This is a genomic window from bacterium, assembly GCA_035419245.1.
Classification (GTDB): domain Bacteria; phylum Zhuqueibacterota; class Zhuqueibacteria; order Residuimicrobiales; family Residuimicrobiaceae; genus JAKPUX01.
Genome location: DAOLSP010000021.1, coordinates 17,883 through 42,927, shown reverse-complemented (window position 1 = coordinate 42,927; position 25,045 = coordinate 17,883). Strand labels below are relative to the sequence as shown.

Here is a 25,045-nt window from a genome sequence, read left to right as displayed (position 1 = left end):
GGGTGAGGGAGGTTGCCATGTTCGAACTTTTTGAAAAGAAATTCACCTTGCCGGAAAGACGCACGGCTTCTCTGGAAGACAACCTCCGTTCAGAAACGGCGGAGAACAATTTTGGATCGGCCACCGGGCGCGTTGCGATCATCGCCAGCTGGAATGACAAGTTTGCGACGATTCCTTTGGATATCCTGCATTTTACTGCCTTGAATGGTCGCGGCTGCATTTTGTTGATGCTTTCTGAAGAGCTGGTTCCCGATTCCGGCAGCGTGAAAGAGGTCTTTGCCTCCAAGCGTTCCTGGAATATCCATTTTTCACCCTATCTGCGCGGCAAATATCCCATACTGCGCGCCAACCTGGCCTTTCCGGATAACCTCCAGGACCCTTTATGGCTGGAGGCGCCGCTGGACCTGTGCAACGGCGATATCCAGGATTTTTGCACCGCGGTCATGGCTGATGAGAAGATCGATTTGCTCCTCAAGCATCAAAGCGACGCCGACGGATACTTCGGCGTCTGTTTCGACGCGCCTGGGATTGCCAAATTGCTGAAAAAAGAGATCGCCAACCTGGCCGGTCACTTCAAGGCGGGGCTTTCGCGCCAGGATTTTGACGACGCCTACGATCAGATGCTGCAGGATTATCCCAATTCCTGGGACGGCCTGAACAGTGACCACGTCCTCGTCATTCATTACGAGGGGCGCGCCAAAAATTACTTGCTGGATTTCAAATCAGACGGGCCGGCCAATGCGCAGAATTGAGGGCGGTCACCCCTCCTCAGCTGCCAGACCCACCGGAACCAGACTTTTATCACCACCGGAGTGAGGCTCGATGTAGGGAAGACGGGCGTATTTGCGCCACTTCGCGACATTGTCGACGACGACAATCACCGCCAGGCCTGCCATGACCGCGACCAGGACCGTATCGAGATTCAAGGTGAACCGTTCGATCGGTTTGAGGTTGGGCAGCGTCAGCTGGTGCTGATAATACTTCACCTGCATCACCGAGGTGGTCAGGGTGATCACCAGCATCACGACCATCGGGATCAGCGTGACCCAGATATATCTGAATTTTTTCATCTTGATGAGGATGGTGGTGCAGACGGTCAGTGCCAGTCCGGCCAGCAGCTGGTTGGAGATTCCGAACATCGGCCAGATCGTCGCGATGCTGCCGGTCCAGATCAGATACCCCCAGGCGAAGACCACCAGGGCGCTGGTCAGCAGCATCCCGGGCAACCAGTTGTAGACGCGCAGCGGCTTGTAAAAGGTGCCGAAGAACTCCTGGACGATGAAGCGCGCCACGCGGGTGCCGGCGTCGATCGTCGTGAGAATGAAGAGCGCCTCAAACATCAGCGCAAAATTGTACCAGTAGGCCATCAGCGATTTCATCCCGGGAATGCCGGAGAGGATGTTCGCCATACCGATGGCCAGGGTCACAGCGCCGCCGGTGCGATGGGCCAACTGCACCCCGACCTGCTGTTCGAACCAGTGGATTTTGTCGATGGTGAAGCCCATGGTGGAGAGCACCTGCTCGGGCAGCTGGCTGTTGATGAAAAAGTAGTCACCGGGGGCGAGCGAGGTCGCGGCAATCAGGGCCATCAGCGAGATGAAACCCTCGGTGAGCATCGCCCCATAGCCGATGAAGCGGGTATCCTTTTCACAGCGGATCATCTTGGGGGTTGTGCCTGAAGCGATGAGGGAATGAAATCCCGAGATGGCGCCGCAGGCGATGGTGATAAAGAGGTAGGGGAAGAGGGGCCCCGGGATGACCGGGCCGCCGCCGGCTGCGAAGCGCGAGACTGCCGGAAAGACGATGGTGGGGGCGACGTAGACAATGCCGAGGACCAGCAGCGCGATGGTGCCGATTTTCATATAGGTGGAGAGATAGTCGCGCGGTGCCAGCAGCATCCAGACCGGCAGGATGCTGGCTAAAAAGCCGTAAGCGGCCAGCAGAAGGATGAGGTTCTTTTCACTCAAAGTGAAGATCTGCGCCAGGGCCGGCGTATCGTGCACCATCTTGCCCAGAACCACCGCCAGCAGGAGCAGGATGACGCCGATGGCCGAAACCTCGCCGACCTTTCCGGGGCGCAGCTTGCGCAGGTAAAAGCCCATCAGCAGGGCGATGGGGATCGTGGCGGCGATAGTGAAGGCACCCCAGGCGGAGTCGGCCAGGGCTTTGACCACCACCATGCCCAATCCGGCGAGGGCGACGACGATGATGAAGAGGGTGGCGAGCATGCCGGTGAATCCGGCGACCGGGCCGACCTCAGCCTGGGCTATCTCCGCCAGGGATTTGCCGTTACGCCGCGTCGAGAAGACCAGCATGATGAAGTCATGCACGCCGCCGGCCATGACCGAGCCGATGAGGATCCATAGCATCCCCGGGAGGTATCCGAACTGGGCCGCGAGCACCGGACCGATTAGCGGCCCAGCTCCGGCGATGGCGGCGAAATGGTGGCCGAAGAGCACCCAGCGGTTGGTGGGATCATAGTCGTGGCCGTCATTGAAGAGCGTCGCCGGCGTTTTGTGGCGGTCGTTGAGATCGAGCACTCTGGCGGCGATGAAGGCCGAATAAAAGCGGTAGGCCAGCACATAGATGCAGACCGCCGCGATGAGGATCCAGACGGCATTGACCTGCTCCTGCACCCGCACCAGCTTGGTCGCCACTGCAAACGCAAAAGCCCCCAGCAACGAAACGACTCCCCAGGCGATTTTTTTGCTCAGACTCATATCCTCTCCAGGCTAGATTTTAATCCGCCAATTTATAAAACCGGAAAGAAAATAGCAATCAAAAGCTGCGCAGGATACACCCGCGATTCTGCGTCCCGGCGCTGCTGTTTCCACTTGACTCGCCGTGCGCGAATCTCTATCTTATACAAAAAGGGAGGTCTTCTATGGCAGGTATCGCCGTCTTCGGCGGAATCACGCTGCTCATCCTCGCGTCCATGGCCGGATTGGCCTTTCTGGTCATCAAACTGGCCCGGATGATGGGCGGGATGTTCCGTACGGCCAGCGGCTGGGAAGCCCTGGCCAATCAGTACCCCGGGACGGAGGAGGCGCCGGTCGAAACCCGCACCGGCGCCGTCAAGGTCGGCAGCGTCTATTTACGTTATGGCTCCCGCTTTGGCTCGACGCCGGAGGGTTTGTATCTGGTTTATAAAAGCGTCTACAGCTATCCGCCGCTGCTGATCCCCTGGCATGCCTTGCACAACCCGAAAAAGACGCTGTTGTTCTGGCGTAGCGCCCGGTCCTATGATATCGGCAACCCGGCCGTCACAACCCTCACGCTCTGGGAGGAAGCCTGGAGAGGTTTGAAAAGCGATCTGCCCGCTCCGTCCGCTTGACACTCCGGTCTGCCGACCGGTCTTTCAGCTCAAATGCCGGTCCGATCCCGCGCAGAGCGGTCAGGGGAGCAGTGCGGCTGCCAGCGTGATTTCCGGACCCGCCAGAGCTTTGGAGACCGGGCAGTTGTTTTTGGCATCCCCGGCCAGCTGCGCAAAACGCTCCGTAGTGATCCCGGGCACCTGCGCTTCGCAGCTCAATTCGATGAGGGTGATCGAGGGACCTTCCCCGAGATGCACTTTGGCGGTGGTGCGGATGGAGTCGGGGACAAAGCCCTCCTTGGTCAACAGGGCCGAGAGAAACATCGAAAAACAGCCCGCCTGGGCGGCGCCGATCAACTCCTCGGGATTGGTGCCCGGTCCGCTCTCAAAACGTGACGCAAAGGTGAAGGGGCCCTCCCAGGCGCCGCTTCCAAGACGCAGGATTCCTTCCCCCTCCTTCAGGGTTCCCTTCCATTCCGCAGATGATGAACGAACAGCCATACCATTCCTCCTGGTCACATACAACCGCTTCTTAATTGCCTCAAAGTTACGGTTTTTCAACGCAAATGCAAGGAGAATCTGCGGCTTCCGGATTGTTCTGCAGTTGTAACATTATCATACGCTTTGCAGTATATGATAGAAAGAGAAGCATCCGTGCCGATGGAAACGCCCGCCCGTTTCCGGGCTCAGGTGGCTCTCATTGGGATAAGATGTAGAGCGAGCAGAGGGCAATCATGTCTGCGGTTGCGTTTATACGGGATTTTTCCCTGGCCGGTCTCCTCTCCTGCAGAGTGGGAGCCATGCAGCTTCGGGTTGATGACCTGACCCGGTACTATGCGCAGCTCTGGCGCGAGACGCCGGCGGACGAGCCCGATTGGGGGACCGGCTACAGCGAGGAGCAGAAGCGGGAATTGGCCCGGGAGGCGGAGGTGCAGCTCGATCGCATCGAAAAGAGCCGGCAGCAGGGCGCTCCGGACCCGGAGACCCTGCAGGAAACCATGCAGGCGTCCCGCCCGGGACTAGAAGAGCTGTGCGTTCGCGCCGGACTCTATTTCGACCGCTCCTTCACCGACGGTTTTGCCCAGTCCACCCGGGAATTCCTCGGCCGGATCAGGGCCTTTGACCCCGGGCTCCCGCGGGAGAATGTCTATCAGGCCCTGCGCAACGTCTGGATCGTCAATTCGCTCCAGGTCCTGATGGGGCGGCCGATGGCCTGCCCGGCGCCGGTCTTCGCCTACAGCATGCTCTATCCCTACTCCGACAATGTCATCGACGATCCGGAACGCTCCTTTGCGGATAAATGGGCCACCAATGACCGCTTCCGGAGATGGCTCGAGGGGGAAGAGGCCGTTCCCCGCACCGCCACAGAAGAGAAAATCCGGGCTCTGGTGCGGATGATCGAAGAGGCGTTCTCCCGGGAAACCTGCCCCGGGGTCTTTCAAAGCCTGCTGGGTATTTTCAACGCCCAGATTAAAAGCCTGCAGCAGCACAAGCAGCATCACGCCGGCCGGGAGGTGGACCTCCTCACCATCAGCGTCGAAAAAGGGGGGACCTCGGTGCTCGCGGACGGCTATCTGACCCTGGGCGCCCTGGATCGACCGTGGGCGGACTTTTGCTTTGGCTATGGCGTCTTTCTCCAGTTCGCCGACGACCTGCAGGATCTAGACGAGGATCTGAAAAACGGCCACCAGACCCTCTTCACGCAAGCCGCCGCCAGTGGTCCCCTCGATGCGCTGGCCAACCGGCTCTTTCACTTTATGACCAGGGTCATTGACCTCCATCTGACCGCTCCGGCCGAAGAGCGCTGCCGCGCGCTGATCCTGAAAAACTGCACCTTTATGGTGCAGGAGGCGATCTGCAAGACAGCCTCGCATTACTCGCACGCCTATATCCGCGCGATCGAACGCCATTTCCCCTTGTCTCTGCCCTTCTACCGCCAGGTCAAGATGCGGCTGAAAAAGATGCTGCTGCAGCCCGAGGTTCGCACCGTTGCTCCGGGAATGGCATGACCCGTTGCCGGTTTGCTCCGTTTTTCCCGTTGCTATTTTCCCTGACATTCGGTATATTTTGACCTAATTTGACAGAGCAAGAGCCGAATTGACAGATCAGGATGAAGCATGCAGCTGCAAATCCGGGATATTTGCAAACTCCTCAACGTCTCAGAGCGCACGGTCTACCGTTGGATCAAGAGCGGGGCGATCCCCCATTACAAGCTCAACGAGCAATACCGCTTCAATCGCGTCGAGATTCTCGAGTGGGCGACGGCGCAAAAGATGACGGTATCGCCGGAGATCTTTGCGGAGCCCGAAAGCGGGGACCTGCCTGCGCTTTCCGCCGCCATCGAGGCGGGGGGGATTCATTACCGCGTCAGCGGCAGGGACAAGGAGAGCGTGCTGCGCTCGATCGTCCAACAGATGCGCCTGCCTGAGGGGGTGGATGTCGATTTTCTCCTCCAGGTGCTGCTGGCGCGCGAGTCGCTGGGTTCGACGGCGATCGGTGACGGCATCGCCATCCCCCATCCACGCAGTCCCATCGTCCTGCACGTCTCCCGGCCGATCATCTCGCTCTCTTTCCTCGAAACCCCGATCGATTTTGAGGCCCCCGACGGCAAGCCGGTCGGCATCATCTTCACCATTGTCAGTCCGACCATCCGCGCCCACCTGCATCTGCTTTCGCGCCTCTCCTACGCCCTCAAGGATGAATCGTGGCGGCGGATCCTGGCCGCGCCCGGCGTGCGCGAGGAGATTCTCGACGTTCTCAAGCGGATCGAACCGGGCTTTGGCAGGGCCGCCGGATGAATCCCTTGCTGATCTGTTTTTTCATCGCCCTGCTGCTTCTGTTCTGCGGCGGCGCGGCCGCCTGGCTGATGCGTCACCGGGAGGTTCTGGCGCGTCGGCTCGCGGCGGCTGGCGTGATCGCCGCAGGGGCATTCGGCCTGGTCCCGGCCGTGGGCGTGCTCGCCTCCGGGGAGAGCCTCTTCTTTGCGCGGTCGACTACGATCCCGGCGCTCTCCTTTTCTTTGATGATCGATCCCCTGGCGGCCTTTTTCCTGCTTATCATCTTTTTCATCTCCGCCCTGGCCGCCCTCTATGGCGCCGGCTATCTCTGCGGTGAGGGCCGCGCCGCCGCGTGCGGTCGCTCCTTTTTCTTTTTCAACCTTCTTGTACTTGGCATGGCCCTGGTCGCGGCCGCGGCCAACGGCATGCTCTTCATCATCGTCTGGGAGATCATGTCGATGGCCGCCTTTTTCCTCGTCACCTTTGAGGATGAGCGGCCGCAGACGCGGAGCGCCGGTCTGATCTACCTGATCGCCGCCCACATCGGCGTTGTTCTGCTCTTCTTCATGTTCTGGCTGCTGGCCGGTGCCGGCGCGGGTTCGCTCGATTTCAGCCAATTCGCCAGGGCCGCACTGGCCGGGCCCGGGCTCAAGAGCCTGATCTTTCTGCTCGGCCTGGCCGGATTTGGCGCCAAGGCGGGATTTTTCCCCCTGCACGTCTGGCTGCCCGAGGCCCATCCGGCCGCCCCCAGCCACGTCTCGGCCCTGATGTCCGGGGTGATGATCAAGATGGGCCTGTACGGCATCCTGCGCACCCTCACGTGGCTTGGCGCGCCGCCGTTGTGGTGGGGCGCCCTGCTGGTGGTCATCGGCCTGGTTAGCGGCCTCCTGGGGGTGCTCTACGCCCTGGCCCAGCACGACCTCAAGCGGCTGCTCGCCTACCACAGCGTCGAGAACATCGGTATCATGGCCATCGGCCTGGGACTGGGGCTGCTCGGCCTCCATCTGGGGGAGCAGACCCTCGCCGTATTCGGCTTCGCCGGCTGCCTGCTGCACATCCTCAACCACGCCCTCTTCAAGAGCCTGCTCTTCATGGGGGCCGGAGCGGTGAAGCAGCAATATCACACCTTGGAGATCGACCGCCTCGGCGGAGTCCAGAAGCGCATGCCGGTTACCGCCGCCGCCTTTGTCGTCGGCGCCGCCGCCATCTGCGGGCTGCCTCTCCTCAACGGCTTTGTCAGCGAGTTCATGATCTATTTCGGGGCTTTTGACGCCGTCACATCCATGGTCAAGGGAGTGACCGCCCTGCCCCTGCTCAGCTTGCTCGGGCTGGCTGCGATCGGCGCCCTGGCCGTGGCCTGCTTCACCAAGGCCGCGGGCGTAGTCTTTCTCGGCGAGGCGCGCACGCCGGCCGGGGAGAGTGCCCGGGAGGTCTCCGTGATTATGCTGCTGCCGATGCTCCTGCTTGCCGGCCTCTGTATTGTGGCGGGCGTGGCGCCCCTGCTGCTCCTCCCCCTGCTCCAGCCCGTGATCGCGGCGACGTCCCAGCTGCCGGCGGCCCTCATCGCGGATGAGCTGGCCGGAATGGTCAAGCCCTTCATTGCGGTGACCGGGATCGCCGCCGGGAGCGCTCTGCTCTTCGCCCTGCTCGCTTACGGGCGGCGCCGGATCCTCGCCCGCAGGGGCATCCACCGTGCCGTCACCTGGGACTGCGGTTACAGCGGCCCCACAGCGCGAATGCAGTACACCGCCTCCTCGTTTGTCCAGCCGCTGACCGACCAGAACCGCTGGATCCTCGGCAGCGGGGTGGAGGAGGAGCCGCCGCAGGGCTATTTCCCGGACAGGGCCTCCCTGCATACGCACACCCCGGATCTCTTTCTCGAAAAGCTGTGGCGGCCGCTGCTGGCGGCGATCGCCTGGCTCTTCCATCAGCTGCAGTGGATGCAGCGCGGCCGCATCTCGCTTTATATCCTTTACATCGCCGTGGTCCTGCTCGCCCTGCTTTTCTGGTTCGGAGGTCTGCGATGACGCTGCCTGCCCTGATTTTTGTGCTGGTCTCACTGCTGGCCGCGCCGCTGCTGACCGGATGGATCGTCCGCGTCAAGGCCTTCTTTGGAGGCCGGTGCGGCGCGCCGCTGCTCCAGCCCTACCGCGATCTCTTCCGGCTGCTGCGCAAGGGAGCGGTCTACAGCCGCAGCACCAGCCCGCTCTTCTGGCTGGGGCCGATGGCGACTCTGGCCGCAACGGCCGTGGCGCTCTGCCTGCTGCCCCTGCCCGGTTATACCGCCCTGATCGCTTTTCCCGGCGACCTGGTGCTTTTCGCCTATCTCTTCGCCTTCGGGCGCTTTTTCACCATCCTGGCAGCCCTCGATACCGCCTCGGCCTTTGAGGGGATGGGGGCCAGCCGCGAGGCCTGGTATGCCATCTTCGCCGAGTTGATCCTCTTTCTCGCCCTGGCGAATCTGGCCCGCTTCACCAATTCGCTCAGCCTCTCACAGATCTTCGAGAGCCATGCGGTCTCGATCAACTATGCCGACAGTCCGGCTCTGGCCCTGCTGGTGGTCAGCCTCTTTGTCGCCCTGCTCACCGAGAACTGCCGCATTCCCGTCGACGATCCCACCACCCACCTCGAGCTCACCATGATTCACGAGGTGATGGTGCTGGATCACAGCGGCCCTGATTTTGCCTTTATCCTCTACGGCGCGGCGCTCAAACTGTGGATCTGGGGGATGTTCATCACCCTAGTGATCATCTCCGCCTTCCCATCGCCCAATGCCTTGCGGCCGCTGATCGCAGCGGGTGTCCTTTTTGTCATCGCCACTGCCGTCGGCATAGTCGAATCGGTGATGGCACGCCTGCGTTTGGGGCAGGTGCCGCAAATGCTGATGGGGGCCGGCGCTCTCGGCCTGCTCAGTTACATCATCCTGGGATAACGCATGCAAACCGTGATCGATATATTCCTGCTGCTGGTACTCCTGAGTGATCTCTACCTGCTTAGCCTGACCCGTCTGGGGGCCGCCATCCGGGTGATGGCCTTTCAGGGGGTACTGCTCGCCCTGTTGCCTTTGCTCCCGGCCGGGGGGATCCTCTCCCTACACGGGCTGATTATCGCCGTGAGCAGCCTGGCGATCAAAGCGATCCTCATCCCCCGCTTTCTCTCCCACGCCGCCCGCGAGGTGCACACCGGTCTGGCGATCGACTCCCACATCCCCTACGGGGCGGCCCTGCTCACCGGCATGGGCATGGTGCTGGTCTCCTTCTGGGTGGCGCGCAAGTTCGCTCTGCCGGTGACGGTCACCTCGCGGCTGTGGATTCCGGTTTCCCTTGCCGCGGTGATGATCGGCCTGCTCATGCTCATCATCCGTAAAAAGGCGATCTCGCAGGTGATCGGATATCTGGTGCTGGAGAACGGCATCTATATCCTCGGCCTCTCCCTGGCAGCCCAGATGCCCTTCCTGGTCGAGCTCGGGGTGCTGCTCGACGTCTTCGCCGGGGTTTTCATCATGGGCATCATCATGAATCACATCAAAAACTATTTTGATGACCTCGATGTGGACAATCTGACCATTCTGAAGGATTAGCAGTGATCGCGGCGGTAATCGTCCTACCCATTCTCTTCAGCGCGGCGGCCTGGCTGGTCCGGAATGTTCGCCTGCGCCGGCGCTTGTGGCTGGCCTGTTCCCTCCTTCACGTAGGGATGGTAATCAGCCTGGCGTTTCAGCCGGCGCAGCCGATCCTTGGCGGCTGGCTCGCGGTCGATGCCCTCGGCCTGCTCTTTCTCGGCATCGTCTCGCTGCTTTTTCTCGTCAGCGCCGCGTACGGGCAGGGCTGGCTCGCGCAGGCGCACGCGGGCGCGTCGCAGGGCGGCCGGGACCCGGAGCGGATCTTCATCGCCTGCATGCTGATTTTCCTCAGCACCATGTCCCTGGTCGTGCTCTCGCACCATCTCGGTCTGCTCTGGGTGGCGGTCGAGGCGACCACCCTGGCGAGCGCGCCTCTGATCTTTTTCCACCGCACCGTCCATTCCCTCGAGGCCACCTGGAAATACCTGCTCATCTGCTCGGTCGGTATCGCCCTTGCCCTCTTCGGCACCTTTTTCCTCGGGGCCGCCGCCTCAGCCGGCGGGCGCGAGGGCTCGCTGCTGCTCGACCGGCTGCTGCGCTTGGGGCCGCAGTTGGATGTGCGCCTGACGCGCATCGCCTTCATCTTTTTGCTCGTCGGCTACGGCACCAAGATGGGCCTCGCCCCGATGCACACCTGGCTGCCCGATGCCCACAGCGAGGCCCCTTCGGTGGTCTCCTCGCTGCTTTCCGGCGTCCTGCTCAACTGCGCATTCCTTGCCATCCTGCGCGCCTATCAGATCTGCCAGGCTGCCGGCGACGCCGCCTTCGCCCGTGCTATCCTGCTCATCTTCGGACTGGTCTCGATGCTGCTGGCTGCGGTCTTTATTCTCAACCAGCCCGACTACAAGCGGCTGCTCGCCTACTCGAGTGTCGAGCATATGGGCATCCTCGCCTTCGGCATCGGTCTCGGATCGGCGGGTTATTATTTCGTATTGTTTCACGCCCTTAACCATTCCCTCACTAAGAGCGGGCTTTTTCTGACAGCTGGCAACATCCTCTCCGTCTTCCGGACCAAGGCGATCGGCGAGGTGCACGGGCTGGCCAGAAGCCATCCCGGGATCGGCTGGGCCTGGGTGATCGGTTTTCTCGCCATCACCGGGACGCCCTTTTTCGGCCTCTTCATCAGCGAGTTCAATCTGCTCGGGGTTGCGGTCCTCGGGGACCGCCTCATCGTCGCCGCGATCTATCTTTTCCTGCTGACGGCCGTTTTTATCGGAATGGCCGCGGCCTTTTTCCCGATGGTGCAGGGCGCCGCTGTGAATGAGCCGCAGGAGAAACTCCCGGCCCTTCTCAGGTTGCTGCCGCTGCTGCTTTTCCTGCTCACTTTTAGTCTCGGCGTGCACATCCCGGCCGGGCTGGACGGGCTGCTCAGGCTGGGCGCCGCAGCCCTGGGAGGCGGTCAATGAACCGGCGCGGTTTGGTCCCTTTTCACAATGGTGAGCCGCTTGACTGGTCGGCCTTTGCTGCGCTGCCCATCGGCCGTTTTCGTGATACTGTTGTCGAGGAGGTCGCCGCCGGCCGGCGATTGGCGACCTTTTTCGGTCTCCGGGAGAACCGCCGCCGCGTCCGCCTCATCGCCACGCTTGCCGACGATCAGAACGGGATGCTCTACGCACTACGCGCCGCGGTGGAGGAGTCTTACCCCGCGCTGACGCCCGATTGTCCCCAGGCCCATCTCTTCGAGCGCGAGATCCATGAACAGCTGGGAGTGCGGCCGGAGGGACATCCCTGGCTCAAGCCGCTCCGCTTTACGCCGGCCGATTACCCCGGCGCTGAGCCGCCTGCGCCTCCCCTGATCGGCGAGGCCGATTTCTTCGCCATGAGCGGAGAGGAACTCCACGAGGTGGCGGTCGGACCGGTCCATGCCGGGGTGATCGAGCCGGGCCATTTCCGTTTCCAGTGCCACGGCGAGAAGGTCTATCATCTCGAGATCTCTTTAGGGTATCAGCACCGCGGTATCGAAAAGGCGCTGGCCAAAGGGCCGCATCCGCACATCCCCTATCTGATGGAGACGGTCGCCGGCGACACCGCCATCGGACATGCCCTGGCTTATGCGGCAGCCCTGGAATCTCTCACCGGCACGCGGGTGCCGGCCCGGGCGCAGGTCATCCGCGGCATCGCCCTCGAGCTGGAACGCCTGGCCAACCACATCGGCGACCTCGGCGCCCTGGCCGGGGATGTCGGCTTTCTGCCGACCTCGGCCCAGTGCGGCGCTATCCGCGGCGATTTTCTCAACATGACCGCTTTGCTCTGTGGCAGCCGCCTCGGCCGCGGCCTGGTGAAGAACGGCGGCGTGGCTTTCGACCTCGAACCGGAGCGGATCGCCGAGCTGAAGCGCCGCCTCGAAAAGGGCGCGGCCGAGGCGGCCCGCGCCGTGCAGCTGCTCTGGAATTCCTCCTCGGTGCTGGCGCGCTTCGAGTCCACCGGCATTCTCACCCGCCAGCAGGCCGTCGACCTGGGGTTGGTCGGCCCGGCGGCGCGCGCCGCCGGCCTCTTCCGCGACGTCCGCCACGATTTCCCCGGCGGGATCTATGCCCTGTTTCACATCCCGGTCTCGACCATGGAGGCCGGCGATGTTTACAGCCGCGCCTTTGTGCGCTGGCTGGAGATCGAGCGCTCGATCGATTTTGTTCAGGAGTTGCTCGCCGCCTTGCCGGGGGGCGAGATCCGCAGCGAGCCGGCCCGGCTGCTGGCGGCCAACCGCTTCGTCGTCACCCTCAGTGAGGGCTGGCGCGGCGAGATCTGTCACGCCGCCCTGACCGACGCCCGCGGATGCCTGGCTCGCTACAAGATCGTCGATCCCTCGTTCCACAACTGGCCGGGGCTGGCCCTTTGCTTGCGGGGCCAGGCGATCTCGGATTTCCCCTTGTGCAACAAGAGCTTCAACCTCTCCTACTGCGGTTTTGATTTGTAACGAGGAGCACCATGTCCGGCATTCTCACCGCGCGTTTCAAACAGGACCGGCGGACCATCGCCTTCCCGCCGCCGCAGCGCATCGTCTCCGATCGTTTCCGCGGCGCTCCGCGCCTCTCCCCGGAGCCCTGCCCCGTCGGCTGCCGCGCCTGCATGGAGGCCTGTCCGGTGCAGGCCCTTTCCCATGACCCACAGGGCATTCTGCAGCTCGATCTGGGGCGCTGTATCTTTTGCGGAGCATGCCGTGAGGACTGTCCTAACGGCGCGATCGAATTTACGGAGGATTACCGGCTGGCCGTGTCGCGGAGTGAGGATCTGATGATGCGGGGAGGGGAGATCAGGCTGGCAGCTGCCCTTTCGGATGAGATTCGCAGGATTTTCGAGCGTTCGCTCAAGCTGCGCCAAGTCAGCGCCGGCGGCTGCAATGGTTGCGAGGTGGATATCAATGTGCTGGGCACCACGGTCTACGACCTGGGCCGTTTCGGCATCCAGATCGTCGCCTCGCCGCGCCACGCGGATGCCCTTCTGGTCACCGGACCGGTGAGCGAGAACATGCGCCTTGCCCTGCTCAAAACCTGGGAGGCGACCCCGCCGCCTAAACTGGCTGTGGCGGTGGGGGCCTGCGCCATCAGCGGCGGCCTCTTTCGCGGCCACGCCGCCGTGCATGACGGCGCCGGCGCCTTTCTGCCGCTCGACCTATACATTCCCGGCTGCCCGCCTCATCCCCTGACGATCCTGGACGGGTTGCTGCGGCTGTTGAAAAGGTTATAAATAAATCGCTTAACGAATAGTATCATTCAGCAGTTTTTCAACATAGCCGAGTTCCGGCTCGATTGGTGGGGGAAGCTGGAGCCGGCCGAGGGCCGCGCCGGGATCCTTCAGGCCGTGCCCGGTGACCAGCAAAACGATCTGCGACCCGGGATCGAGACGCGTATCCCCCTTCAGCTTGAGTAATCCCGCCGCCGCTGCGGCCGCCGCCGGCTCGGCGAATATCCCCGTGGTTTCCGCCAGCTTTTTTTGCCCCGACAGAATCTCCTCATCGGAAACCGTCAGTGAAAAGCCCTCCGACTCCAGCACCGCCTGGCGCGCCATGACGGCATTGCTCGGGGCCGCGACCGAGATCGAATCGGCAAAAGTCTGCGGTTTTTCGGCATTACGGTAGTGCCCGGTCGCGATGAAACGATGAAGGGCATCCGACGATTCCGCCTGCACCGCAATCAGCCGCGGTATTTTCTCGATCAGCCCGGATGCCTTGAGATCGTAAAAGGCCTTGTGCACGCCGCTGAGGATGACCCCGTCGCCCACCGGCACGAGGATGACCTCCGGCGCGCGGCCGCCGTTCTGCCGGAAAATCTCCAGGCCCGCCGTTTTTTTGCCCTCGATGGTGAGGGGGTGGTAGGCGGTGTTGCGGTTCAATCCCCCGTACTTTGCCGTGTATTCGAGCGAGAGGCGGAAGGCGTCGTCGTAGGTGCCGTTAATGGGGAGGACCCTGGCCCCGTGGATCAGCATCTGGACCAGCTTGGCCCTGGGGGCAGTGGCCGGGACGAAGATGATGCACGCCAGGCCCGCCGCAGCGCAAACGGCGGCCAGGGAGGAAGCGGCGTTGCCGGTCGAGGCGGCGACCAGGGTGGGGGCGCCGGTGCGCCGGGCCTCGGCCGCGACCAGAACGGAGGCGCGGTCCTTGAGCGAACCGCTGGGGTTGAGACCGTCGTTCTTGGCCCAGACGTTGGCGAACCCGGCAAGAGCGCCGAAGCGGTCGATGCGGGTGAAGGGGGTGTTTCCGACCGCACAGGGGGGAAAATAGTCAGCCTCGACGGCGTTCCAGAGGGCATAATCGACCCGATGCGGATTAAGCGTGCGGCGGATCGCTGCGTAATCGAACTCGGCGCGCAGCACCCCTTTGAGCGGCATCCCAGGCCGGTACGTCGCGGAACAAACCGGGCAGAGATAGGTGACCTGATCACGGGTATAGCGGCGGCCGCATTCGCAGCACTGGTATTCAAAGGTGACGTTCATTTCACCCGGCTTTTTCGTTCAGTTTGGCCACCAGGGCGGCGTAAAAGGCCGCAGCGCCGCTGAGGTGCTCGACCGGGCAGGCCTCGTTGGCCGCATGGGCATAGACCTCGTTCCCCGGCCCGAGCCCAAGACAGGGGATGTTGTTCATCCCGGCAATGGCGACCGCGTTGGTGCTGAAGGTCCATTTGTCGATCAGCGGAGCACGGCCGAAAAGCCCCTCGTAGGCTGCAACCGCCTGCTGCAGCCATGGCGAATTCTCCGCGAGCACCCAGGTGGGGTAATATTTTTCGCTGGGATAGATTTTTCCGGTATAGGCCGGCTCGGCGTATTGCAGCACGGTGGCCTGGGCATCGGGTACCCCGGCTCGCTGCGCGGCGTCGCGGACCTCCGCAAGCGCGCTCTCTTTGCTCTCGCCAAGGGTGAGCCGACGGTCGAGGTGCAGAGCCGCGCCGTCGGGCACGGCGCAAAGGGAGGGGGAGGAGGAGCGCGCCTCCGTGACGGTGACGCTGCCCTTGCCGAGGAAGGGATCGCTGCGCAGACGTTCATTGAGCTTTTCGATCTCGAGGGCGATGCGGGCGGCTTTGTAGATGGCGTTGTCGCCTCGCTCCGGGGCGGAGCCGTGGCAGCTCACACCGCTGACCTCCACCTGCATCTCCATGCGGCCGCGATGGCCGCGGTAAATGTTCATGTTGGTCGGCTCGGTGATCACCACCAGTTCGGGCCGGATCTTCTCCTCGTTGATCAGATATTGCCAGCAGAGGCCGTCGCAGTCCTCTTCCATCACCGTGCCGGTGAAGAGGAGGGTGAATTGGTCATTCAGCCCCAGCTCCCGGATCATCCTGCCGGCGTGTACCATCGCCGCCATCCCGCCTTTCTGGTCGGCGCTGCCGCGGCCCCAGACTTTGCCCTCCCGGACGAAGGGGGCGAAGGGATCGAACTCCCATTGCGCCAAATCCCCGGGATAAACGGTGTCGATATGGGCGTCGAAGGCGATGAGCCGCGGCCCGCTGCCGATGCGGCCGATGATGCTGCCGAGGCCGTCGATGCGCACCTCGTCGAATCCCGCTTTTTCCATTTGATGCTGGATGACCTGGATGACCTTTTCCTCTTTGCCTGAATGGGAGGGGGTGGCCACCAGGGCCAGCAGAGATTCCACAATTTCATTTTCCAGCTCTTTCGCCCTGGAGCCGATTCTCTGATATACCGCATTCATATTCTTGATCTCCTGCTGCCTTTTCGATGGGACCGTACGACCTGCCTTTGACAACCCTATCCTGGCGTCAATTCAGCCCTGAACGGACGTCGCGGAGATTCAATATAGCCTTTTGCAAATTGTCGAGCAAGAGTTTTGTCCTGGAAACTCCGGTGATCGTGATGGCTGAATGGCATTCCTCTGCGTGGATTGCATAGATTACCCTTGTAAATCCAAAAGTGGAATAGTAAATTAACCTTGTATTATTATAGATTTTATTAAATGTTCAACAATATATATTAGTTAGATCGTTATGACTCCATTTCGGGAGAGTGCCATGCTCAACCTGCTACTGCTTGCTGCTGCCCTGATCCTCGCGGGCGACGCGGAGCTGCCGGTCGACCGCCACGCCACACCGGAGACTCGGGCCCTCTATCATAATCTGATCAAGCTCTCCGGCAAAGGTGTCCTTTTCGGCCAGCAGGATGCCCTGGCCTACGGCGTCGGCCGCGCTCACCCCGACAGCGATTTCTGCGACGTCAAGGATGTCTGCGGCTCCTATCCCGCCGTCTACGGCTGGGATATCGGCAACATCTCCGGCTCGGTCAATGTCGACAAGGTCCGCTTTGACAAGATCAAACGGCTGATCAGGGAGGGCCATGCCCGCGGCGGGATCATCACCGTCAGCTGGCACGAGGGCAATCCGGCCACAGGCGGGGGGGTCAACGATACCCGGCCCTGCGGGGCGCAGCTGCTCCCGGGCGGGAAGGCCCACGCCGAGCTCGTCCGCCGGCTTACCCTGGTGGGCACCTTTTTCAGGGAGCTCAAGGACAAGGCCGGCCGGCCGATCCCGGTCATCTTCCGCCCCTATCACGAGCATAACGGCGACTGGTTCTGGTGGGGCACCAAAGGCTGCACCGAAGAGGAGTACCGGGCCCTCTTCCGCTTTACGGTCTCCTTCCTGCGCGATTCCCTCCAGATCCATCAGCTGCTCTACGCCATCTCGCCGGACAAGAGCCGGATGAATCCTGCCGACCTGGAGCGCGGCATGCTCTACGCCTGGCCGGGCGATGACTGCGTCGATATCTTCGGCCTGGACAATTACTGGGATGTGGGCCATGTCGCCGACTATGATCCCTCGGTCTCCCGCGCGCGCCAGGACACCCTCTTTGTCGAGAGCCTGAGAACGCTGATCGAACTCGCCGCCCGCAGAAACAAGATCCCGGCCCTGACCGAGACCGGATGCAACGCCCTCACCGAGGTGAATTGGTATACCGACCGCATCCTCAAGCCGCTTCGCCGCCATCCTGAGCTGCGCCGGATCGCATGGATCCTGGTCTGGCGCAATGCCAATCCCGGTCATTTTTATGCACCCTATCCCGGCCATCCCTCGAGTCAGGATTTCATCAACTTTAAAAATGATGCGCTGATTCTCTTCGAGGATGAGATGCCGTCGATGTACCAATGACGGCAGGATGGGGGTCCCCGGCGGAGTGAGTGCGGAGAATCTGCTTGAATTTCGCCGCCGGGTTGGCTATATTGCCGTTCGAATCCGTCGAATAACGTTAATCCGGAAGAACCACCATGTCGCATCAGGACGCCTCCGTCAAATCCATTTTCTTCGCCTTGCTGGCTAACCTCGGCATCGCCGTTACCAAAACCGCGGCCGCGGTGATCACCGGTTCCGGCGCCATGCTCGCCGAGGCGGTCCACTCCTATGCCGACTGCGGCAACCAGGGGCTCCTGTTCTGGGGGCTCAAGGCCGCGAAAAAGAAGCGCGATTCCGAACATCCCCTCGGCTACGGCAAGGAGATCTATTTCTGGTCCTTCATCGTCGCCCTGATCCTCTTCAGCATGGGCGGACTCTTTTCGATCTATGAGGGGATGCACAAGCTGCATGTGCACGAAGGGTTGACCAGCCCGATCATCGCCATCGTGGTGCTTTGCGTCTCCATCCTCTTCGAAGCCGCCTCGCTCTATGGATGCGTCACCCAGATCAACAAGCAACGGCATCAGGTCAGCCTGTGGACCTGGGCCAGGAAGAGCCGCCAGAGTGAGCTGGTGGTGATCCTGGGTGAGGATACCGCTGCCCTGGCGGGTCTCTCCTTTGCCCTGCTCTCCATTATCCTCGCCGTCGTCACCGGCAATCCCGTCTTCGACGCCATCGGCAGCATCGGCATCGGCGTTTTGCTGATCATCATCTCCTTTTCATTGGGAGCGAAGGTCAAGAGCCTGCTCATCGGTCAGAGCACCGATGAAGAGACGCACGCCCGCATTGAGGGCATACTCGCCGCCATGCCGGAGATCGAGCGCGTCTTCAATCTGATCACCCTGCAGCTCGGTCCCCAGATCATGGTCGCGGTCAAGGCCAGGATGAAAGCAGTCGATTCCGTGGATCAATTGATCGAAAACATCAACCGGTGTGAGGCGCGGTTACGCCAGGAGAATGCGGAGATTCAATGGGTCTTCTTTGAGCCGGATATCCGCGAATAACCCTGGAGCCTTTCAACACGTAAATGCAAGGGCCCGGATCGCGGGCTTCGCGCTGCAGACGGGACACTCCTGATTTCAAAACTCATACTCCAGTCCGATGATCGGCAGCGCGGTATATTGATAGATGACATCGGTCTTCCGTTTGGCCTCGTTCCAGAAATAGGCGGCGACGTTCTTGCGGTTATAGGCATTCCAGACGCTCAGATAGGCCACAAGGTTGGAGCGTGAAAAGGTGAAACGGCGGTCGATGCGCAAATTCAGGGAATGATAGGCCGGGTAGCGGGCGCCGTTGAACCGTCCCGCATCCAATACCGTCTCTCCGGCCGCCGCAGAGGCGGCTGCATCCACCGGGGTGTAGGGTGCCCCTCCAGCGTAAATCCAGCGTGCGCTCATCTCCAGCGCATGCGCCGGTTTATAGCCTCCCTCCACAGTAAAAATAAAACGATTATCGAAAACACGATCCCGCCACAGTCCGGTCGCATCACGGTAACGCGTGCGGAAGCATGTCGCGCTGGCCAGACCATAGATGTTTTGCGCGAGTTTTTTCTGGATCATCGCTTCCACACCGCGGCTGCGGGCCTGGCCCGTGGCGGTGAGGCGCTGGTGCGCGGTAAAAAAGCCGTTGCCGTAATACAGTTCATCGACGACAAAGAGGCCTGGCTGGCCAGGATCGAGCGGGAATCCGTCGTACTCCTTTTGATAGAATTCGAGCGTGGCGCGGGTGGTTGCGGTGAGCAGCCGCTCCAGACCTACAACATAATGCACCGCGCGCGGATCCTGCAAAGCGCGGTTCTCCGGTCTCTGCGCCAGCAGCAGCATCGGCAGGTTCTGCCTGTACATACCCGCGGATGCGCTGATGCTGGTCAGCGCATCGATCTGCCAGGACAACGCCGCACGCGGCGACCAGCTCCGCTTGTGGTTGATGGAAAAATCGTCGCTGCGCAGTCCCAGGATAGCGCGCCAACGCGGCACTGGCGCGATCACAAGATTTGCAAAGGCCCCGATTTTGCAGCCTGCCAGGTCATTGGTTACGGTCAGGCTGGTGGTGGTCTTGCCGAAAAGATCCAAAGCCGCGGCATACCGATTGGCGTAGCGGCTGTCCAGACGATGGGCCTGGATACCGAACTGCAGGGAATGATGCCCGTTCAAGCGCAGATAGGTGCTGTGATCAAAGGTAAAATCGTATTCGTCCGAGCGGTTGTGAAACAAGGGTTGGCCGCTGTTGGTGTTGAACATGTTCTCTCTGAAGCGGGAACGCGAGCCGGAGAGCACGGTGCGCGAATAGCCGCGTTTTCCCCACAGGGCGCGCCAGCTCAATCCCGCCGTCCCCTGATAGAGATCCTGTTTGCCATAATAGGTCATTTTATTGTCGACGGCGGCCTGATGATCGGGATCGTTATGATCGTCGGCGAGGAGAAACAGGCCGCTGAGGCGGTGGTTCGGAGAAAGATCCCAGACGATTTTGCCTTGATAATCGCCCCACCACGGCGTTGCCGAGGTACCTACATCAAAGCTCTTCACCACCAGATCGAGGTAGCTGCGCCGGGCCGCAAACAACCACGAGCCCTTCCCTTCAGCCAGGGGTCCTTCGATAGCGCTGCCGAATCCGACAAAGCTTAAATCCAATTGCGCATCCATTTCCTGGCGGTTCCCTTCGCGAAAGCTGATATCGAGGACGGAAGAGAGGCGATCGCCATACTCGGCAGAGAAACCGCCGGCGTGGAACCGGGCCTCCTCGATGAAGTCCACCTGCACCATGCCGATAGGGCCGCTCGAGGCACCCTGTACCGGAAAGTGGTTGATGTTGGGCACCTGGATATGATCGATGTAGAAGGCATTTTCCAGCGGACTACCGCCGCGGACGATGAGGCCGTTGGACTGGTCATTGACCTTTGCCAGGCTCGGCAGGCTCTGGAGAATGCGGCTGATATCGCCGCCGGCACCAGGCGCGCGGCGGATTTCCTCGAACGAGAACGAGGCCAGACTGAGCGGGTGCTCTTCTTCCGTGGGAAAACTGCCGGCCTGGACCGTCACCGCGCCACCGGTGAGCGCAGCGACTTTCAGTGCGAGGGTGATTTCGGTTTGGCGCTGCGGCCGCACGATGACGTCGGTCACGATCTGGCTTTCGTAGCCGAGGTAGCGGCACTCCAGGACATAGGTGCCGACTGGGACCTGGGGAATGCTGAACCGCCCGGCGGTGTCGCTGATCCCGCCCAGGGGGGTGCTCTTGATGATGATGTTGGCGCCGATCAACGGCGTCTGGGTCTCCTGGTCGATGACCAGACCCTGGATAGTACCGGGCTTGATGCGGTCTTGCCCCGCTGCCGGTATCACAAGCATCATCCATAAAAGCAGTGTAACCCTTCTCATTTTTCCTCCTCCAATATCTCACGCCTGCAAGTCTACGGTGTCCACGGATCCACACCGCTTCGACAGGGGTATTTTACGGAAAATTTTCCTGTGAATCGTTCATGCCCGTTGGGATGAACCGGTATGGAGGTGTGTGCCAGCGGGATGGGACCTCATTTCAGATGGCTTGAGGGAGAAACCGGGCGCGGTACTCGGATGGCGTCATGTGGGTGGATTGCTTGAACAGGGTATTGAAGGCGGTCTTTGAGTTGAAGCCCGCATCATAAGCAAGGGCAAGAATCTTGAGATGACGCTTGGCGGGATCCGCCAGATCCCGTTTGGCTTTTTCGATGCGATACTGGTTGATGAAATCGTAAAAATTTTTCTGCAGATGGGTGTTGAGGATCTCGGACAGGTTATGGGGGGTAATTTGAACTACCTCCGCGAGATCAGCGAGGGTGAGTTCGTTGTTGGTGTAGGGCTCTTTTTCGTCCATCACTGCGAGCAGGATGCGCGTCAAGTCCTGAGCCCGTTCCGGACTCAGGCCGGATTTTTCATAGCGATTGGACTTGGCCAGAGCTTCTTCGGCGTCCATGGATTCAAGCAAATGCATGGGTTCTGTCAGGGCGGGCTGGCTGAAGATTTCCGATTTGAGCAGCGCCATATATCCCATGAGATAGATGTACACGCCGATCAGGAGGCTGGAGAGGTCGAAACTGGTCAGATTGATCCCCAGCATCAGCAGGAACTCCTCCAGCGCAAAGATCATCCAGGCGGAGATCAGCAAAAAGGTGATTTGCTGCAGCCAGGTCAATTTCAGCCTTTCGAGTGAAGCGAACATGAGCCGTAATCGCTGGTGAAATCTCCGAATCAGGGCCATCGTCAATCCCAGATAAACCATGGCTTGCAGGACGAGGACCAGATTGAAGATCAGGAAACGCGGCGACATGGTCTCGGCGGCGATGCTGAGCCGGGCATTTAATTCCTGCGTCGATTCGGCGAAATCGGGCAAAATAGCGAGCCAATAGAGGAGAGCCGGGATGGCGTGCAAGGCATCCCGGCGGCGAAAGCGGGCTTCGGGATGAGTCAGCATTCTGGCGTAAAAATAGTGCAGCGGTGCGACCAGCAGAGTGAATCCGAGCGGCACCAGAAGCAGATGCGGAAACCGGCTGAAATAGCCCAGCTCCACCGCCAGATTGTGACCCACGATGACGGCATAAAGCAGCATCATGATGCCGAGGATGCGATTTGCCGGCAGGCCGGGATATTTATGCAGGATAAGGATACCGAGAAAAGCGGCTTGTGAGGCCGCCAGGAACAGGACCAGGTCGAGGGTGTTCAAGGTCATTGCTGCGTCCTTTTTCAGGGTAAATGCTGGCAAAGCCTGCCGCCACGGACTTATGGAGGGGCCGGCAACGGCATCCGGCCAAAGCCCCGGTCGGGCCGGCAGTTGGTCTTTGCTGCAAATGCGAAGCGGGCTGCCCGGTACTCCAGCGGATCTTCTGATCCATCATGGTCTCCGCCAGACGATCGCAGCGACCGTGCCATCGAGCGCGGTCACCACGATACGCCGCTTCCCGGCCGGGCAGATTCCGGTGATCAGGGCTTCGGACAGTTGGTGGACCCAGGCCACCTTCCCTGTTTTATTATCGATGGCATAAACCCTTCCCGATGTCGTCGGCATCAGCACCATGCCGTCCTGTTCCACGATCGGGGTCGGCGCGATCTCATAACCGGCGCCGGTAACCGCACGCCAGGCCAGCTGCTGCGTCAGCGCGCGGCTCGGAAAAGCGCAAAGATCCCCCTCTTGCATCGTTTTAATATAAACGAGTTCGCCGTCCGCGGAGATTCCGATCGATTCGCGGCAGCTATACGCCCCGGAATCCCAAATCTCCGCGCCGGTCATCGCATCGAGCGCGGTCATGCGGCGGTCCGGTGCGACGATAAAGATTCTGCCATGGGCGGCCACGGGCTGGACGGCCGCGGGCGAAAGCATGCGATTGACGTATTTCTGCCGCTTCCAGGCCAGCCTGCCGGAGGAGGCCTCCAGGGCATAAAAGGTGTTGCCCCAGGAGCCGAAATAGAGTCGCTGCTGATACCAGAGCGGCCGGGTTTCGACAAAACCGTCGATCCCGTCATACTGCCATATCAGGCGGCCGGCGGCCAGGTCGATGCAGCGCAAGATCCCCTCGGACGAGCCGATATAAATCCGGCCGGCCCACACCAGCGGCGAGGCCACGATCGCTTTGCCTGTGTGCATGCGCCATTTGACCCGGCCGGATTTGAGATCGAGGGCGTAAATGGCGCTGTCCGTGCTGGCACAGACCACGGTGCGTCCACTTATGGCCGGCGTAGCCCAGCACTTGCCGCGTGTGGCCAGGCGCCAGCGCACACTGCCGTCCCCGGGATCGATGCAGACGATTTCACCACGGGCATTGGCGTAAACCGCGCGATCACCGGCACAGACGATGCCCGAGCCGATATCGCTGTTATCGATGAAGTGCCAGCGTTCCTGCGCATTCCTGTAAACCTGGTTCACCGGATACGCCTCACCGGCGGCCCCCAGGGTGTCCGGTTCGAACCGGCGATGGAAGACCGGCACGCGCGCCCAGGGCGGCCCGGTCGCTCCACCGGGTGTCCGTTCCGCAAAAAGCAGCTGCAGCGAATCGGCGGTGATGAGCGTATAGCCGGCCGGCTGATCGCCGGTGCGCAGATTGGCGCGCCCCATCACGCCGGGGATGCCGGAGAAATCGAACAGGCGGTTGGTGTGACCGTGCCCGAGCAGGGAGAGCTGGATATTGCTCTGTTTTAGCCGGCGGATGACCGCGGCGTGGTTGGCCAGCTCGTCGTTGAGCGGATAGTGGTTGACAAAGAGGACGGGGCGATCGCCGGCGGCGGTCAACGCAGAATCGAGAAAGGCCAGATGTTCACGCGGGACAAGCCCGGGCGCCATGCGCATGTTGGGCCCGGAGGCGGTGCCGATGAAGCAAAAGCCGTTTATAACGAACGCAAAGCATTCGCCGCCCAGAATGCACGCAAAGCTGGTGCAGCCGCTCTCCGACCATTTCGAGTCGTGGTTACCCGGAACGAGATAGAGGGGTTTGTTGAGCCGGCCGAGGATTTTCTTCGCCAGCGTCAGCTCCGCATCGGACCCGAATTCGCTGACATCGCCCGCCAGGATGACAAAACAGATCCCGGCTTGCTGGTTGATGTCCGCTACCGTGAGCGCCAGATCCTCCGCGCCGGTAGCACCACCGACATGGGGGTCGGTAATGAGGGCGAACTGAAAGGTCTGGGCCGGACCACCGGCCGCGAGGAACAGCAGTATTAAAGCGGCCGCGATATACTTTATCATAGTCTACTCAATTTCCCGCCGATTACTCCAAGATACTCAGCCCGTCCCGATCGGTCCCGGATCGATACCCATCTGCACAGGGGAATCCGCGTGTCCGCGCCTGTTAAAGAGACGCTGTAGAGTATTTCGATTGCATTCTGATAATCCTGAGACGTATCCGGATCTTCTTTACAGATGATCATTAAAAAATTCATTTGGGGGACATCACCGATTTCCGGTTTATCGTGCGACGGCTAGTACAAATAAACAATCTCTTTTTTAAATCAATCTTTATCATGGTTTGGCTTGCCGACGTTTATCTCTGATGCGTATGGCCGACCGGCGAAAAGCGGGCGCGGGCGGGACCAGCCGGCCTGGCGAATCTTTCACGGGAGCAACGGCTTTTACGCACCAGGTCGAGCCCGATCTCCAGTGCGGGCGAGGGTCAACTCGCCGCTGCTGCTTTCTTGATCAGCACGGCCGACCAGCTCAGCAGCAGGCTGGGCCCCAGCGTGCTGACAAATCCCGCCGCTTCGGCACGATGAAGGGTTTCGCGAAACTGCTTCCGCGACACATGGTACATTCTAGGCTCGACCAGGAGAATTTTCCCTGTTTCGCGCAGCCAGGGGTACAGCTGGCGGAAGAAGGCCGCCTGATCCGGCACTTCATGCACCATGTAGAAGGTCAGGATGAAATCAACCGGTTCCGAAAGGTTGAGGTTGGAGGTATCACACTTGAGCAGATGGATGCGCGTCGCCAGGTCCGTTCCCCTGATTTTGGCAGCCAGCTTGTCGAGCATACCCTGTTGCAGATCAGCCGCTATAACTCTCCCGCCAGGGCCCACCAGCCGCGCAAGCTCGATCGAGAAGAACCCAGGGCCGCAGCCGACATCCAATGCGCACATGCCCTCGGATAGATAGGGTGCAAGTATCTTGTGTGGATTTTGCAGCCACCGCCTCAGTTTGTTGTCCAGAGAATCAGCAAGCTCGACTGGACACACTCTTGGATGGACTGTTGTCATGGGATTACCTTTAAT

20 protein-coding genes are annotated in these 25,045 nt (G+C 61.1%); 12 read left to right on the top strand and 8 right to left on the bottom strand.

Annotation, left to right across the window (positions count from 1 at the left end; genetic code table 11):
• The first annotated feature begins 17 nt into the window (after window positions 1–17).
• Window positions 18–752 (top strand): hypothetical protein, encoded by a 735-nt coding sequence (locus PLH32_16250; GenBank protein HQJ66160.1) that lies wholly within the window; start codon window positions 18–20, stop codon window positions 750–752.
• Between the two features lie 6 nt (window positions 753–758).
• On the opposite strand, the gene PLH32_16245 is transcribed toward PLH32_16250, so the two are convergent.
• Complete coding sequence (locus tag PLH32_16245; GenBank protein HQJ66159.1) at window positions 759–2,720, bottom strand: carbon starvation CstA family protein; 1,962 nt, start codon at window positions 2,718–2,720, stop codon at window positions 759–761.
• 164 nt (window positions 2,721–2,884) lie between these two features.
• Here PLH32_16245 and PLH32_16240 point away from each other — a divergent pair, with 164 nt between their 5' ends.
• Entirely contained in the window at window positions 2,885–3,334 is a 450-nt protein-coding gene (locus tag PLH32_16240; protein ID HQJ66158.1) for a hypothetical protein, read from the top strand.
• 60 nt (window positions 3,335–3,394) lie between these two features.
• On the opposite strand, the gene PLH32_16235 is transcribed toward PLH32_16240, so the two are convergent.
• Window positions 3,395–3,814, bottom strand: a complete 420-nt coding sequence (locus PLH32_16235) for an OsmC family protein (GenBank protein HQJ66157.1) — start codon at window positions 3,812–3,814, stop codon at window positions 3,395–3,397.
• A gap of 299 nt (window positions 3,815–4,113) precedes the next feature.
• Between PLH32_16235 and PLH32_16230 the strand changes: the two genes are divergently transcribed.
• From PLH32_16230 to PLH32_16195, 8 genes are all read left to right on the top strand, one after another.
• Window positions 4,114–5,322 (top strand): hypothetical protein, encoded by a 1,209-nt coding sequence (locus tag PLH32_16230; protein ID HQJ66156.1) that lies wholly within the window; start codon window positions 4,114–4,116, stop codon window positions 5,320–5,322.
• A 108-nt stretch (window positions 5,323–5,430) separates the two neighbouring features.
• A complete protein-coding gene (locus PLH32_16225) occupies window positions 5,431–6,111 on the top strand; it encodes a PTS sugar transporter subunit IIA (protein HQJ66155.1) in 681 nt (226 codons plus the stop codon).
• Window positions 6,108–8,117 (top strand): proton-conducting transporter membrane subunit, encoded by a 2,010-nt coding sequence (locus tag PLH32_16220; protein HQJ66154.1) that lies wholly within the window; start codon window positions 6,108–6,110, stop codon window positions 8,115–8,117. The genes PLH32_16225 and PLH32_16220 overlap by 4 nt, the downstream gene beginning before the upstream one ends.
• Window positions 8,114–9,022 carry an NADH-quinone oxidoreductase subunit H gene (locus tag PLH32_16215; protein HQJ66153.1) on the top strand — a complete coding sequence of 303 codons (909 nt, stop codon included), beginning with the start codon at window positions 8,114–8,116 and terminating at the stop codon, window positions 9,020–9,022. The genes PLH32_16220 and PLH32_16215 overlap by 4 nt, the downstream gene beginning before the upstream one ends.
• A 3-nt stretch (window positions 9,023–9,025) precedes the next feature.
• A complete protein-coding gene (locus PLH32_16210) occupies window positions 9,026–9,670 on the top strand; it encodes a hydrogenase (GenBank protein HQJ66152.1) in 645 nt (214 codons plus the stop codon).
• A 2-nt stretch (window positions 9,671–9,672) separates the two neighbouring features.
• Complete coding sequence (locus PLH32_16205; protein ID HQJ66151.1) at window positions 9,673–11,118, top strand: proton-conducting transporter membrane subunit; 1,446 nt, start codon at window positions 9,673–9,675, stop codon at window positions 11,116–11,118.
• On the top strand, window positions 11,115–12,626 hold the full coding sequence (locus tag PLH32_16200) for an NADH-quinone oxidoreductase subunit C (GenBank protein HQJ66150.1): 1,512 nt from the start codon (window positions 11,115–11,117) through the stop codon (window positions 12,624–12,626). The genes PLH32_16205 and PLH32_16200 overlap by 4 nt, the downstream gene beginning before the upstream one ends.
• A gap of 11 nt (window positions 12,627–12,637) precedes the next feature.
• Window positions 12,638–13,396, top strand: a complete 759-nt coding sequence (locus PLH32_16195; GenBank protein ID HQJ66149.1) for a 4Fe-4S binding protein — start codon at window positions 12,638–12,640, stop codon at window positions 13,394–13,396.
• Window positions 13,397–13,405: 9 nt separating this feature from the next.
• Here PLH32_16195 and thrC read toward each other — a convergent pair whose 3' ends face one another.
• The gene (gene thrC, locus PLH32_16190; GenBank protein HQJ66148.1) at window positions 13,406–14,641 is read right to left on the bottom strand and encodes a threonine synthase; all 1,236 of its coding nucleotides are present in this window, start codon (window positions 14,639–14,641) and stop codon (window positions 13,406–13,408) included.
• 1 nt (window position 14,642) lies between these two features.
• Window positions 14,643–15,854, bottom strand: coding sequence for a YgeY family selenium metabolism-linked hydrolase (locus PLH32_16185; protein HQJ66147.1), 1,212 nt, complete (start codon window positions 15,852–15,854; stop codon window positions 14,643–14,645).
• 316 nt (window positions 15,855–16,170) lie between these two features.
• On the opposite strand from PLH32_16185, the gene PLH32_16180 reads away from it, so the two are divergent.
• Both PLH32_16180 and PLH32_16175 read left to right on the top strand, forming a co-directional pair.
• The gene (locus PLH32_16180; GenBank protein HQJ66146.1) at window positions 16,171–17,301 is read left to right on the top strand and encodes a glycosyl hydrolase; all 1,131 of its coding nucleotides are present in this window, start codon (window positions 16,171–16,173) and stop codon (window positions 17,299–17,301) included.
• 116 nt (window positions 17,302–17,417) lie between these two features.
• Window positions 17,418–18,326, top strand: coding sequence for a cation diffusion facilitator family transporter (locus PLH32_16175; GenBank protein HQJ66145.1), 909 nt, complete (start codon window positions 17,418–17,420; stop codon window positions 18,324–18,326).
• Between the two features lie 75 nt (window positions 18,327–18,401).
• Here the strand turns inward: PLH32_16175 and PLH32_16170 are convergent, their stop codons facing one another.
• The 4 genes from PLH32_16170 to PLH32_16155 form a co-directional block, all read right to left on the bottom strand.
• Window positions 18,402–20,696 (bottom strand): TonB-dependent receptor, encoded by a 2,295-nt coding sequence (locus PLH32_16170; protein HQJ66144.1) that lies wholly within the window; start codon window positions 20,694–20,696, stop codon window positions 18,402–18,404.
• A 157-nt stretch (window positions 20,697–20,853) separates the two neighbouring features.
• A complete protein-coding gene (locus PLH32_16165) occupies window positions 20,854–22,023 on the bottom strand; it encodes a helix-turn-helix transcriptional regulator (protein HQJ66143.1) in 1,170 nt (389 codons plus the stop codon).
• Window positions 22,024–22,185: 162 nt separating this feature from the next.
• Entirely contained in the window at window positions 22,186–24,030 is a 1,845-nt protein-coding gene (locus PLH32_16160) for a PQQ-binding-like beta-propeller repeat protein (protein ID HQJ66142.1), read from the bottom strand.
• A 424-nt stretch (window positions 24,031–24,454) separates the two neighbouring features.
• Entirely contained in the window at window positions 24,455–25,030 is a 576-nt protein-coding gene (locus tag PLH32_16155; GenBank protein HQJ66141.1) for a class I SAM-dependent methyltransferase, read from the bottom strand.
• Between the last annotated feature and the right edge of the window lie 15 nt (window positions 25,031–25,045).